11 protein-coding genes are annotated in these 12,736 nt (G+C 74.2%); 6 read left to right on the forward strand and 5 right to left on the reverse strand.

The window, feature by feature from the left end; all coding sequences use genetic code 11:
• Positions 1 to 119: 119 nt before the first annotated feature.
• On the reverse strand, positions 120 to 893 hold the full coding sequence (locus ACGFZN_RS02010) for a polysaccharide deacetylase family protein (protein WP_393856502.1): 774 nt from the start codon (positions 891 to 893) through the stop codon (positions 120 to 122).
• Positions 894 to 1,163: 270 nt separating this feature from the next.
• Between ACGFZN_RS02010 and ACGFZN_RS02015 the strand changes: the two genes are divergently transcribed.
• Positions 1,164 to 1,790: a DinB family protein gene (locus ACGFZN_RS02015; protein WP_393856503.1), complete on the forward strand. Its 627-nt coding sequence runs from the start codon at positions 1,164 to 1,166 to the stop codon at positions 1,788 to 1,790.
• Between the two features lie 13 nt (positions 1,791 to 1,803).
• Here ACGFZN_RS02015 and ACGFZN_RS02020 read toward each other — a convergent pair whose 3' ends face one another.
• Positions 1,804 to 2,403: a TetR/AcrR family transcriptional regulator gene (locus ACGFZN_RS02020; RefSeq protein WP_393856504.1), complete on the reverse strand. Its 600-nt coding sequence runs from the start codon at positions 2,401 to 2,403 to the stop codon at positions 1,804 to 1,806.
• Positions 2,404 to 2,514: 111 nt separating this feature from the next.
• Here ACGFZN_RS02020 and ACGFZN_RS02025 point away from each other — a divergent pair, with 111 nt between their 5' ends.
• On the forward strand, positions 2,515 to 3,363 hold the full coding sequence (locus ACGFZN_RS02025; RefSeq protein ID WP_393856505.1) for an alpha/beta fold hydrolase: 849 nt from the start codon (positions 2,515 to 2,517) through the stop codon (positions 3,361 to 3,363).
• 35 nt (positions 3,364 to 3,398) lie between these two features.
• Here the strand turns inward: ACGFZN_RS02025 and ACGFZN_RS02030 are convergent, their stop codons facing one another.
• Positions 3,399 to 4,166, reverse strand: a complete 768-nt coding sequence (locus ACGFZN_RS02030; RefSeq protein WP_393856506.1) for a GNAT family N-acetyltransferase — start codon at positions 4,164 to 4,166, stop codon at positions 3,399 to 3,401.
• 418 nt (positions 4,167 to 4,584) lie between these two features.
• On the opposite strand from ACGFZN_RS02030, the gene ACGFZN_RS02035 reads away from it, so the two are divergent.
• On the forward strand, positions 4,585 to 5,151 hold the full coding sequence (locus ACGFZN_RS02035; RefSeq protein ID WP_393856507.1) for a dihydrofolate reductase family protein: 567 nt from the start codon (positions 4,585 to 4,587) through the stop codon (positions 5,149 to 5,151).
• Between the two features lie 68 nt (positions 5,152 to 5,219).
• Here the strand turns inward: ACGFZN_RS02035 and ACGFZN_RS02040 are convergent, their stop codons facing one another.
• A complete protein-coding gene (locus ACGFZN_RS02040) occupies positions 5,220 to 7,286 on the reverse strand; it encodes a SpoIIE family protein phosphatase (RefSeq protein WP_393856508.1) in 2,067 nt (688 codons plus the stop codon).
• Between the two features lie 177 nt (positions 7,287 to 7,463).
• Between ACGFZN_RS02040 and ACGFZN_RS02045 the strand changes: the two genes are divergently transcribed.
• Together ACGFZN_RS02045 and ACGFZN_RS02050 are read left to right on the forward strand one after the other, a co-directional pair.
• Positions 7,464 to 9,923 carry a SpoIIE family protein phosphatase gene (locus ACGFZN_RS02045; protein WP_393856509.1) on the forward strand — a complete coding sequence of 820 codons (2,460 nt, stop codon included), beginning with the start codon at positions 7,464 to 7,466 and terminating at the stop codon, positions 9,921 to 9,923.
• Positions 9,924 to 10,023: 100 nt separating this feature from the next.
• A complete protein-coding gene (locus tag ACGFZN_RS02050) occupies positions 10,024 to 10,830 on the forward strand; it encodes a maleylpyruvate isomerase family mycothiol-dependent enzyme (RefSeq protein WP_393856510.1) in 807 nt (268 codons plus the stop codon).
• A 12-nt stretch (positions 10,831 to 10,842) separates the two neighbouring features.
• On the opposite strand, the gene ACGFZN_RS02055 is transcribed toward ACGFZN_RS02050, so the two are convergent.
• Complete coding sequence (locus ACGFZN_RS02055) at positions 10,843 to 12,006, reverse strand: PP2C family protein-serine/threonine phosphatase (RefSeq protein ID WP_393856511.1); 1,164 nt, start codon at positions 12,004 to 12,006, stop codon at positions 10,843 to 10,845.
• 124 nt (positions 12,007 to 12,130) lie between these two features.
• On the opposite strand from ACGFZN_RS02055, the gene ACGFZN_RS02060 reads away from it, so the two are divergent.
• On the forward strand, positions 12,131 to 12,700 hold the full coding sequence (locus tag ACGFZN_RS02060) for a hypothetical protein (RefSeq protein WP_393856512.1): 570 nt from the start codon (positions 12,131 to 12,133) through the stop codon (positions 12,698 to 12,700).
• The last annotated feature ends 36 nt before the right edge of the window (positions 12,701 to 12,736 follow it).

Raw genomic sequence — 12,736 nt, forward strand, 5'->3', positions numbered from 1 at the left:
ACAGTCGTTCCGGGACTTCGGTGACCAAGATTTCCCCCGGGGTTCACCGGCTCGTGGCCGGATCCCGGCGAGGCGGCGCCGGAGAAGGCGGCTCGCAACGGTGCGCCGCTGCGGCCCGTTCAGCGCACCGGGAAGCCGAACGCGTACCCCTGCTGCCTCAGCCACGGCAGCAGGGTGCGCAGCGCGGCGACGGTCTGCGAGCGGTCGCCGCCCGCGTCGTGGAACAGCACCGTCGGCCCGTTGGCCAGCTCGGTCTTCACGGTGCCGACGATGGCGGCGGCGCCCGGCCGCTCGAAGTCCTTGGAGTCCACGTTCCAGCCGAGCGGGCGCATCCCGTGGGAGGCCGCCAGGTGCCGGCTGTAGGGGGTGAACGCGCCGCCCGGCGCCCGGTAGTACATCGGCCGTACGCCACCCGACGCCTGGGTGATCTGCCGCTCGGCCTCGAGGATCTCCTGCGACTGGTACGCCTCGGGCTTCTTGTCCATCGTGGTGTCGTGCGACACCGTGTGGTCGCACAGCCGGTGCCCGGCGGCCACCACCTGCTGGACCAGTTCCGGGTGCGCCGCGGCCTGCGGGCCGATCATGCAGAACGTCGCCTTCACACCGTTCTCCCGCAGCACTTGGAGCACCTGCGGGGTCCACACCGGGTCCGGGCCGTCGTCGATGGTGATGTTGACCGCGTGCGCGCCGCCGTCCGAGGCGTGGACGATCTCTGCGGACACCGGCGCCGCCGCCGGCGCGGTGTGCCGGGCCGCAGCGCCCGGCCGGGAGGCGCCGCCGCCGGGCTGGCCCGCCTGCGCCGTCCACACCGACGTGGCGGCCGCCACCGCCGTGACCCCGACCGCCGCCGCGACCATCCTGCCGTACCAGCCCCGTCCCGTGTGCCGCGCCATGCCCCGCCCCGTTTCCTGCCGTGTCCCTGTGCTGTTGTGCACCCGCGTTCCGTGCACCTGTCAGGACGGCCGGGGTTGAGCGCGGGATCCGGCTGTTACCGATCACGGACAATTCCGGGGCGTCCTCGCGACAGATGCCGTCGAGGTCAACGGCGCACGGGGGGCGGAGGACACCGCGGAGATCGAACCGTACGCGCACGGCACGCTCGCCGGGCGCCCTCGACTTCGCGGCACCTTGCTCGGCATCGTCTGGCGGCTGCACCATGCCTTATGACGACGACACCGCCCCGGCTCCGCCCCCTGCTGGACCAGTTCGACTTCGCGTCCGAGCGGCTGCTTCGCCGGCTGGCCGGACCGGTCATGGACAGCGGCGACGGCGCGGACACCGAGGTGGAGCCCCTGACCGACCACGAGTACCTCTGGGAACCGGTGCCCGGCTGCTGGACGGTCAGGCCCCGCGCGGACGGGCCGGGACCGCGGGCGGCCTTCCTGGCCGGCGCCGGCCCGTGGGGGCGGGACGCGGCGCCGTATCCGCACCCCTGGCCGCCGCCCGTCACGACCCTCGCCTGGCGGCTGAGCCACCTCACCGAGATGCTCGCCCTGCGCGCCGACCACACCGCCGGCAGCCGCTCGGCGACCCGGGAGAACCACGCCGTCAGCGGGGACGCCGCCGCCGCGATCGCCGCCCTCGAGCACGGCGCCGCCGCCTGGCGGAGGACACTGCTGAGCGCCGACGACGCGGCGCTCGACACCGTCGGGCACTCGGCCTACCCCTACGGGAGCGACGCGGAGGAACCCTTCCTCGACGTCGTGTGGTGGGTCAACCAGGAAGTGCTGCACCACGGCGCGGAGATCGCCCTGCTCCGCGACCTGTACCGGGCGCGGCGGCGGGCCTGACGGCCGCTGCGGCTCACGCCCCGGCCAGCGCCGCCCGTACGATCGCCGCGGCCGCCGTACCCGCCGCCCGTACCGGTTCGGCGCTGCGCGCGGCCCGGCCGAGCATGAAGGCGCCCTCCAGCAGGGCGATGACCGAACTCGCCGTCTCACGGGCGGCGGGCCCGGGGATGCCGCCGTTGGCGTAATAGGCGGCGAGGCGGCCGATCCAGCTGTCGAACACCTCCAAAGTGGCCTGCCGCAGCGCCTCGTTGGTGCTCGCCACCTCCATCGCGACCGTCGCGATGGGACAGGGGTCGGCGAAGTCCAGCTCGGCGAGCGTGCCGGCCGCGGCGGCGAAGGCGTCGGCGGTGGCCGCCACCCGGTCCTCGTACGGCGTCATCAGCGTGGTGATCAGATCCAGGTAGCCAGCCCCGGAGGTACGGATCACCTCCTCGCCCAGCTGTGCCTTGCCGCCGGGGAAGAAGTGGTAGATCGAGCCGAAGGGCGCACCCGCGGCCTCGGCGATCTGCTTCATCCCGGTGCCGGTGTAGCCCGAGCGCCGGAACAGCTCGGTCCCGGCGTGCAGGATCCGCCGCCGGGTCTCATGGGTGCTGATGGTCCTGCCGTCGCTCACGGTGGCACCTCCGGTAAGCCGCTGTCGCCCGAGCGTGTCCGCGCCTATTCTGTCACTAGAACGATCTATCAAGACGTCGTCGAGGCGGCCGACCGGAGCGGAGGCGCGGGCATGCCGGAGATCGAGCTGAGCGCGGGAACCATCGACTACCAGGACACCGGAGGCGACGGCCCCGCCGTGGTGCTCGTCCACGGCCTCGGCTTCGACGAGTCGGTGTGGGCCCACGTCGTCACCGCCCTGGGCCCCGGCTTCCGCGTCCTGGTCCCCGTCCTGCCCCTCGGCAGCCACCGGCGCCCCATGCGCCCCGACGCGGACCTCTCCCCGCACGGCGTCGCCCGCCTGCTGGCCGAGTTCATGGAACGCCTGGACCTGCGCGACGTCACCCTGGTCCAGAACGACACCGGAACGGCCCAACTCCTCGTCGGCGTACGGGACGAGCGCATCGCCCGGCTCGTCCTGACCTCCTGCGAGGCCCTGGACAACTACCCGCCCGGCATCCAGGGCCGGATCCTGTACGCGGCCTGCAGGGTCCCGGGCGGCATCTTCGTCCTCCTGCAGTCCTTCCGCTTCCCCTTCCTCGCCCGCATGCGGACCTCGCTCGGCGGCATGGCGAAGAACCAGCTCCCGAAGGACCTCGTCGCCCGCTGGTACGGCCCGCTCCTGACGAACCGTCTCATCCGCCGTGACTTCGTGAAGTTCCTGCGCGCGACCCGGAAGGACTGCTACCTGGAAGCGGCCCGCAACCTGCGGGGGTTCACCCGGCCCGCCCTGGTCGCCTGGGGCGCCGAGGACCGCATGATGCCGCCCGCGACGGGCCGCCGCCTGGCCGGACTGCTGCCGAACGCCCGCTACGTGGAGATCCCCGGCGCCCGCACCCTGGTCCAGCTGGACAACCCGGCGGCGCTCACGGACGAGATCCGCCGGTTCGTCAAGGACAACCCCCTGCCCGGAGAGCACTGACACCTGCGCCGGCCAGGACACCGGCGCCGGAGCCGTCACCCGTCGAGCGAGACGTACAGGCGCGTGCCGCCGGGCCGGAAGCCGACCCGCTCGTACACCCTGCGGGAGCCCTCGCCCGAGTACTCCAGCCACACGGACGCCGCGCCCCGGCCGAACATGGTCCCGGCCAGAGCGGCGGTGACCGCAGCGGCGATGCCACGCCCCCGGTACGCGGGGAGCGTGCCCACTCCCGCCAGTTCGGCCGTGCCCTCGGCGGGCGCCGAGCAGAGTGCGCCGCCGGCGCAGCCTCCGTCCTCGGCGCGGACGAGGCGTACGGCCCCGCCGCCCTCCTCGGTGCGCCGCAACCGTGCCGCGCCCTCCGGGGAGGGCGCCCACCGGCCGCCGAACGCCTCGGCCAGAGCGGCGTCGAGCGCGGTGTAGTCCGCGTCCGTGGCCGGGGCCGCCACGTCCACCGGGTCCGCCGCGCCGGGGCCGGCGCCGGGCGCGAGCAGAGTGGCGGGCGTACAGACCAGGTACTCGTGGACCGCCTCGGTGCCGAAACCGGCCCGGCGCAGCGCGGGTTCCACGGCCGGGGCGGCGTCCGGGGCGAACTCCAGCCGGGGCCTCAGCCCGCGCTCACGGAATGCGGCGACCAGGCCGGCGACGTCGCGGTCGGTGGGCTCTGCGCCGGGGAAGGGGGTGGCGTAGTTGACGTACGGGCTGGTCGTCGAGGGGTCGAACCCCATGACGAAGCCGCCGGCTTCGCACGCCGCCGGGCGGCGCAGGAGGTGGGCGACGGTGAAACGCTGGACATCGGTGCGCACGACGAAGACCTCACGGTGACAGCGGCCATGGGCTGCGAAGAGCCGGGCACGGCCGGGCATACGGGAACGGCCTCCGGGAGGAGGCGGGCGGTGTGCGGGACACCGCGTCGTCGGGCCGCCGTGATGAGACGCGAAGGGTACTGTGCTCAGCCGCCGCCGGGCGGACGGCTCAGTACCGACGGCGGCCGCTGGGGGACGCCGGAACCATGGACCTCAGTCCTTCGTGACGAGTGATCTGACGCGCTTGCCGGACCCGCCGGATCCTGTCACGGCGGGGGAGGGCATGACAAGCGGCCGCGCCCCTCACCGACCGCGTGGAGGTCGTTTCCGGCGGTGTGTCGAAGCGCGCCCGTCCCGTTCGACGCTTGGACGGAGGCACGATCGGTGCCCCGAGGACGAACACGAACGGGAGCAGACCATGAGGATCCGAGCCCGCCTGGCCATGAGCGCCGACGGCTATGTCACCACGCCGGCCGGATGGCCCGCGCACACCGCCGACCCCGCCTTCGTCTCCGGCGAGAGCCACGGCATCCGGGAGTTCCTCGCCGGATGCGAGGCGGCGGTCATGGGCCGGACCACCTTCGAACCCGCGCTGACCAACGACCGCTGGCCCTGGCCGGACCTCGACGTGTTCGTGCTCGCCTCGCGCCGCCCGGCCGGCACCCCCGGCCACGTCGTCACCGACGGCGACCCGGAGCGGCTGCTGCGGAAGATCCGTGCCGCCAACCGGGGAGGCGACGTCCACCTCTTGGGAGGACCGCGCACGATCCAGGCCTTCCACGCCCTCGGCGCCCTGGACACGCTGGAACTCGTCGTCGTGCCGCTGCTGTTCGGCGGCGGCATGCGGCTGACGCCCACGGTCGACCCGTCCCTCGGACTCGCCTTCGCCGGCGAGCGGGCCCTGCCCGGCGGAGCCGTGGAGATCGTCTACGCGTGCGAGGGCAGCCGGCCGCCCTTGCCGGGCAGGCCCGCGAGCCAGCGCTGACCAGCGCACCGGGCACGACCCGGGTGGTCGCTCCGCGCACCCCCGCGACCGCCGGCCCACCCCGGCGGCTACAGAGCCCGTGCCACGAGCAGTGCCACGTCGTCGTGGTCGTCGGGATGGCGCAGGCCGTAGAGGAGCACGTCACAGGTCTCCTCCAACGGCCGCTGCGGCTCGTCGAGCAGATCCAGCAGCGTGTTCAGCCGGTCGTCGATGGCGTGCTGACGGGTCTCCACGAGGCCGTCGGTGTAGAGGACCAGCACGTCACCGGGGCGCAGCTCGACCGTCGTCGTCTCGAACCGGACGCCGCCGACACCGAGCGGCGCCGCGGCCGGCAGCTCCAGCAGCTTCGGCGCCTCACCGGGCCGTGCGAGGGCCGGCGGCATGTGTCCGGCGTTGGCGACGCAGGCCTGCCCGGTGGCGGGGTCGTACACCGCGTACAGGCAGGTGACGATGTAGTGCTCCAGATCGCAGGTGATCCGGTCCAGGTGCTGGAGCACCGCGCCGGGGTCGAGGTCGAGGTCGGCGTAGGCGCAGGTCGCGGTGCGCAGCCGGCCCATGGTGGCGGCCGCGTCGATGCCGTTGCCCATGACGTCGCCCACCACCAGGGCCGTCTTCTCCCGCTCCAGCGGGATGACGTCGTACCAGTCGCCGCCGACCTCGCTCGTGGCCTGCGCGGGCTGGTACCGGGAGGCGAGTTCCAGGCCCGTGTGGTGCGGCGAGTGGTCGGGCAGCAGACTGCGCTGCAGGGTGAGGGCGGTGTTGCGCACGCTCTGGAACCAGCGGGCGTTGTCGATGGCCACCGCGGCCCGGCCGGCGAGTTCGGTGGCGAGGACCACGTCGTCCTCGTCGAACGGCTCCGGATTGCGGGTCCGCTTCAGATCGAGCGCGCCCAGTACCTCGCCGTGGGCGATCAGCGGCACGGCGAGGTACGAGTGGACGCCCGCCTCGGCGAGCAGGGCGCCGGCCTCGGCGTCCCGGGCGATGCGCGGCAGATCGTGCGGCCCGACGTGCTGGAGCAGAACCGGCCGCCCGGTGTGGACGCACAGCGTCACCAGCCGGTCGCCGTCGTAGCGGGCGATGTCGCCGGGGGGGTCGGCGGCGCGCACGGCGACCGTGGGGTGGGCCGCCTTCAGCGCGAGGGCGCGGAAGATCTCGGGGCCGTTGTCCGGCCGGCGCATAGGGCGGCAGGACAGGGCCGAGTCGAGGATGTCCACGGCGACCACGTCGGCCAGCGCGGGCGCCGCGATCTCCGCCAGCTCACGGGCGGTCTGCTCCACGTCCAGCGCGGTGCCGACCCGCGCGGAGGCGTCGGCGATGAGCGCCAGGCGGCGCCGCGCCCGGTCGGCCTCGGCGGCGGCCCGGTGCCGCTCGGTGACGTCGACGACCGAGACGGCCGCGCCCAGGAGGCGGCCGCCGGGATCCTCCAGCCGGTAGAAGGACAGCGACCAGGCGTGCTCATGGCCGGGATCGACCGGAGGACGGCCCACGTGGAACTGGTCCAGCAGCGGCGTGCCCGTGGTGAGCACCTGGCGCAGGGCCGCCTCGACGGTGTCGACGTCCGGGAAGGGCAGGGTCTCCCTGAGCCGGCGGCCGATGTGGTCCTCGGCGCGCAGTCCGTCGATCCGCTCCAGCGCCGGGTTGACCAGGAGATAGCGCAGATCGGGATCGAGCAGGGCCAGGCCGATGGGGGACTGGTTGATCAGCCGCTCGCACAGGGCCAGGTCGGTCTCGACCCGCTGCAGCAGGGTGTGGTCGGCCGCGATGCCCAGCGCGTAGACGTCCCCGAGGTCGTCCAGCAGCCGCATGGTCCGGAACTCCGTCAGCCGGCAGCTGCCGTCCTTGTGCCGCACGGGGAACGCGCCGGCCCAGCCCCGGCCGGTCTCCAGGACCTCGGCGAACAGGCTCATCACGGCCTGCAGATGCTCCGGGTGCACGAGCAGCGGCGCCGCGGGCTTGCCGAGGGCCTCCTGCGCGGAGTACCCGAAGAGTTCCTCGGCCTGCGGGGTCCAGAAGACGATGCGGCCGCGGGTGTCCAGGGCGACCGCGGCCACGCTCAGCACGTCCAGCAGCCCGGTCGGCCGGGGCAGCCCCTCGCCCTGCTCCTCGTTGCCGGCTTCGAAGGAGTCCACAGCCATGCCGGTTCTCACCTCCAGCGGGTGGGCGCGCGGGCGCCGACGACCGGTGCTTCCATGGTCCCCCGGGCACCGGCCCGGCCCAACCGGAGGGCGAGGAGCCGGGTGCACCGGCCCCGGTCTTCGCATCCTTGCACATCACCGGAGAAACAGGCCCATAGTGGTGTATGGGTGGATCTGATGGACAGTGCGCGTGAGAACTCCGGCGCGGCCACGCCCCGGGGTCCGGACGACTTCTTCGACGCGTCCGGCGACGCGGCCGCGGTGATATCGGAACGCGGCATCGTGGTCGGCTGGACCCATGGCGCGGAGGCGTTGCTCGGCCATAAGGCACAGGACGTCGTCGGCGTCCCCGCCGTACGTCTGCTCGCCATGGCCGAGGACCCGGTGCGGCTCACCGGCATCGTGGAGCGGTGCCGCGCCGGCAACGGCTGGAGCGGGCAGATCGCCGTACGGCACCGGGACGGCCACAGCGTCGACGTCCGGCTGCGGGTCTCGGCGCCGTTCCGCATCGGCGGCACCGAGTGCTTCCTGGCGTCCGCCCGGGAACAGGGGCAGCGGTGGACGATGGGCCAGTCCGTGCTGGCCGGCTTCCTGACCCGGGCGCCGGTCGGCATGGCCGTCGTGGACACCGAGCTGCGCTGTGTCTGGGTCAACGACACCCTCGAACGCTTCGGCGGGATCCCCAGGGCCGAGCGGTACGGGCGGCGGCTGAGCGAGCTGCTGCCCGGGCTGCAGGCGGAGGCCCTGGAGAGCCTGATGCGCAAGGTGCTCGCGACGGGCGTCCCGGTGACCGACTACGAGTACGTCGGCTGGAGCTGGGCCGACCCCCACCGCCGGCACGCCTACTCGACCTCGTTCTTCCCTCTGATCGGCCCCGGCGAGGCCACCACCGGCGTCTGCTACATGGTCCAGGACGTCACCGAACGCTGGAACGCCCGGCAGCTGCTCACCATGGTCAACGAGGCCGGCACCAGCATCGGCAGGACGCTCGACGTGATGCGGACCGCCCAGGAACTCGCCGACTTCGCCGTTCCCCGCTTCGCCGACTTCGTCGTCGTGGACCTGCTGGAATCCGTGCTCAGCACCGAGGGCCACGGGACGTGGCTGACCGACGCGGGACCGGCGCGCGCCTGGCCCGTGATGCGCCGGGCGGCGGTGCGCTCGGCGCGCCAGGGCAACCCCGAGGCCGTCGTCCAGGTCGGCGAGCGGGTCGACTTCCTTCCGCTGCCCCCGGACGCGCGGCTGGTCATCGACGGCGATCCGCTGCTCATCCCCGTCCTCGAGCCCTCCGAGGAGCTGTGGGCCACCCAGGGCGCCGAGCGCGCGGAACGCATCCGCGCCCACGGGCTGCACTCGCTCATCGCCGTGCCGATGCGGGCCCGGGACACCGTCCTCGGCCTCGCCACGTTCGCCCGCTCGCTCAACCCCGTCTCCTTCGGCCCCGACGACGTCCTGCTGGCCCGCGAACTGGTGGCCCGAGCGGCGGTGTGCGTCGACAACGCCCGCCGCTACACCCGGGAGCACACGGCGGCCGTCACCCTGCAGCGCAGCCTGCTGCCCCCGGCGCTGACCGGCGGCACCGCCCTCGACGTGGCCTCCTCCTATCTCCCGGCCGACCCCACAGGAGGCGTCGGCGGCGACTGGTTCGACCTGATCCCGCTGTCCGGCGCCCGGGTCGGCCTGGTCGTCGGCGACGTCGTGGGCCACGGCATCACCGCGGCGGCGAGCATGGGCCGGCTGCGCACCGCCGTGCAGACCCTCGCCGCGATGGAGATGCCCCCCGACGAACTGCTCGCCCACCTCGACGACCTGGTGTTCCGGCTCAGCGACGAGGAGGCGGCCGCCGGCACCGGCGCCCGCAGCACCTTCATCGGCGCGACCTGCCTCTACGCCGTCTACGACCCGGTGACCAGGCGGTGCGCGATGGCCCGGGCCGGACACCCGCCACCCGTCGTCGTGACCCCCGACGGGCACGCGGGTTTCCCCGAGATCCCCGCCGGACCCCCGCTCGGGCTGGGCGGCATGGCCTTCGAGGCCACCGAGATCGAACTGGCCGAGAACAGCCTCTTCGGCCTGTACACCAACGGCCTCATCGAGGGCTGCGACCACGACGTGGAGCGCGGCATGCGCCGGCTCGGGGAGGTCCTCGCCCGCACCGGCGAGGACCTGGACGCCCTGTGCGGCTCCGCGGTGCGGCAGCTCGTGCCCGCGCCGCAGCACGACGACATCGCCCTGCTCCTGGCCCGCACCCGCTCCCTGGGCGCCGACCGGGTCGCGTCCTGGGACGTACCCCCGGACCCGGCCGCGGTCGCCACCCTGCGCGCCCTCGCCGCCCGCCAGGTCGAGGGCTGGGGCCTCGGCGAGGAACCGGCCATGACCACGGAACTCGTCGTGAGCGAGCTCGTCACCAACGCCATCCGCTACGCCGCCCTGCCCATCCGGCTGCGGCTGCTCCGCGACGCCCGGCTGACCTGCGAGGTCTTCGACGGCAGCAGCACGGCCCCGCGCCTGAGACACGCCAGGAGCACGGACGAGGGCGGCCGCGGACTGTTCCTGGTGTCCCAGCTCGCCCAGCGGTGGGGTGTCCGGTACACCGGGGACGGGAAGATCATCTGGGCCGAGCAGGGGATCCGCTGAGCCCGGACTTGCCTTCGAGCGCACTCCAGCACCGAGACTGTCCCCCGACACGATCCGTGCCCAGTACGGAAGCCGAGTACAGAACAGGACGGCGGCAGCCATGACAGCGACGGACCGGGCGGGGCATCCGCTGCCGTACGACACCTACCGCGAGGCCGTGGCCCGCGAGACCCTCCGCTTGGCCGAGGTGACCGAGGGCGCCGACCCCGCCACCGCCGTGCCCTCCTGCCCCGGCTGGACCCTGGCCGACCTCACCCGGCACGTGGGGGCGCTGCAGCGCTGGTTCAGCACCCTGCTGACCGGTCTGGTGCAGGAGCCGCCCCGCAGCCGCGACGTGGAGCTGGGGCTTCCCGGCGATGCGCGGGAGCAGCCCGGCTGGGTGGCGGCGGGGGTGCCCGCCGTGCAGGCCGTCCTGCGGGACGTGGACCCCGAGGCGCCGATGTGGGCGTGGGGAGCGGACCGGCACGCGCGCTTCTGGGCCCGCCGGATGCTGTTCGAGACGCTGGTGCACCGGATCGACGCGGAACACGCCCTCGGCCTGGCCTCCGCCGTCGACCCCGTGCTCGCGGCGGACGGCGTGGACGAGTTCCTCGTCAACCTGCCCTACGCCGGTCTGTTCGCACCCGGCGTGACGAAGCTGCGCGGCGACGGTGAGACCCTCGCCTTCCGGTGCGCTGGCGCCGACGGCCGCCCCGGTGAGGAGTGGCGGATGCGGCTGGACCCGGACGGCTTCCGTCTCGTGGACCGGGAGACGCAGGAGCCCGGGCCGGCCACGGCGTCGGTGCACGGCCCCGCCGCGGACCTGCTGCTCCTGCTGTACGGACGGCGGTCGTGCGCGGACCCCGCCTTCGAGGTCGCGGGACGGACCGCGGTCCTCGACGACTGGTTCGCCCACACCGCCTTCTGACCCGGACCCCGGTCACGGCTCCGGCGGATCCTCGGGCAGCAGACAGACCGCGAGCGCCGCGGTGTCGTCCTCGAGGCCGCGGTGACTGTGAGCCAGCAGGTCGTCGTGGATCCGGTCGAGCAGCTCCTCCGGCGGGAGGGGACCCCAGGAGCGGAGGCGGTCGAGCAGCGGGTAGAAAGCGCCGGACGCGTCCCGCGTCTCCGTGACGCCGTCCGTGTACAGCAGCAGCTGATCGCCGGGCCGGAACGAGTACGTGTCGACGTGGTACGGCTCGTCGACCAGCATGCCGAGATTCAGCGGCGGCGCCGGCCGCCCGCCGGCCAGTTCCCGCACCTCGCCGTCCCGCAACCGGATCGGCGGCGGATGACCGCAGTTGACGATGCGGACGACGTCGCCCTCGGCGGGGATCTCGGCGAACACGGCGGTGACGAACCGCTCGGCCGTCTCGGCCCCGCCGAGCCACGCGGCCCTGCGGTTCATGCTCGCGTCCGCCCGGCCGACCACGCCGAGCAGTCCGGGTTCGTCGTAGGCCACCTCCCGGAACGCTCCCAGCAGCGCGGCCGCGGTCTCCACCGCGAGCAGTCCCTTGCCGCGGACGTCGCCGATGAGCAGACGGACCCCGTGCGGGGTGGGGACGGCCTCGTAGAGGTCGCCGCCGATACGAGCGTGCGCGGCGGCGGAGAGATAGAGGCTCTCCAGGCGGAGCCTGCCGATCCGGTGCGGCAGCGGGCGCAGCAGCACCCGTTGCGCGGTCTCGGCCACGTACCGCACGTCGGCGAGCGTCCGCTCCCGCCGGATGCGGTGGGCGGCCAGGATCGAGCCGAGGGCGCCCACCAGGGCCGTACAGACGTAGGAGGCGACGTAGTGCCGGTCCCACAGATAGCCCACCGGCCGGCCCGCACAGCACGGCGTGCCGGCCAGCACCCCTTCCATGACGAGCGCGAACACCGTGGCGGCGGCGACCACGACCGGCCCGTGCGCGAACGCGGCCACCAGGGGAACGGCCACCAGCACGAAGCTCACCGGCCAGTCCACGGGCGTGGCCGGCTCCAGCAGCAGGACGGCCACGGCATACAGCACCGGCAGCCAGCGCAGCCACGCGGGAGGCTCCGGCAACCTCGGTTGCAGCGCCGTGCTGCCGTTCTCCGGCATCCGGCCGGTCCGTCCGTGCGTCACCCGGCCAGCCTGGTGCGCCGGGCCCTCGGACGGCGCGGATTGCTCCACTCAACGGCATGTTCCGGGCGGGATGTGCGGCGTTTCGGTGATTGCGGCCGCGGCCGGTGATCGTCACCCTGGGCGGGTGATCCTGGTTCCCGGCCGGCTGTGGCAGCGGGGCCCGGTGTGCCGGGCGCTGGGCACCGGGCTGCCCGCCGGTGTCTTCTTCGCCGCCTTCGTGCTGGTGGAGTCGGGGTCGTGGCCGGGCGCCGCCGTCGTCTTCCTGGTCCTGAGCCCGTTGCACGGGATCAGGTCGGCGCGGCGCATGGGCCGGGCCTGGCCCGGCGCGCCGGACCTGGACCCCGCCGGCCGCGCTGCGGTGGTGCGGGCCACCCGCCGCGGCGAGGCCGTCGGCGACCCCCTGCTGGCTCCCGCGGTCGTCGAGTACGCCGACGGCCTGCACCGGATCGCCGCCGAGGACCGGCTGCGCCGCCCGCTGATCCTCCTCGTCACCGTCCTCGCGGTCGCGCTCGCCGGGTACGACACCGTGACGGCGCCGACCGGCGTGTTCATCACGTCCTGGCTGGTGGCCGCCCTGCTCCTGGCCGACCTCGTCTGGTGGCCCCGCAGCCGCGCCCGCCTGCTGGAGCGGGCGGCATGGGCCCGGAAACTCGCCCGCTCCGCCCCGGACACGGACCGCCCGGGGGCCGGCTGACGCGGAGTCGCCCGCGCCGACGGGCCGGCCGGGACG

It is taken from the genome of Streptomyces sp. NPDC048192, from assembly GCF_043202415.1.
Classification (GTDB): domain Bacteria; phylum Actinomycetota; class Actinomycetes; order Streptomycetales; family Streptomycetaceae; genus Streptomyces.

Coding starts and splice junctions, on each gene's coding strand:
- ACGFZN_RS02010 (WP_393856502.1), bottom strand. CDS start 893: ATGGCGCGGCACACGGGACGGGGCTGGTACGGCAGGATGGTCGCGGCG.
- ACGFZN_RS02015 (WP_393856503.1), top strand. CDS start 1,164: ATGACGACGACACCGCCCCGGCTCCGCCCCCTGCTGGACCAGTTCGAC.
- ACGFZN_RS02025 (WP_393856505.1), top strand. CDS start 2,515: ATGCCGGAGATCGAGCTGAGCGCGGGAACCATCGACTACCAGGACACC.
- ACGFZN_RS02035 (WP_393856507.1), top strand. CDS start 4,585: ATGAGGATCCGAGCCCGCCTGGCCATGAGCGCCGACGGCTATGTCACC.
- ACGFZN_RS02040 (WP_393856508.1), bottom strand. CDS start 7,286: ATGGCTGTGGACTCCTTCGAAGCCGGCAACGAGGAGCAGGGCGAGGGG.
- ACGFZN_RS02045 (WP_393856509.1), top strand. CDS start 7,464: ATGGACAGTGCGCGTGAGAACTCCGGCGCGGCCACGCCCCGGGGTCCG.
- ACGFZN_RS02050 (WP_393856510.1), top strand. CDS start 10,024: ATGACAGCGACGGACCGGGCGGGGCATCCGCTGCCGTACGACACCTAC.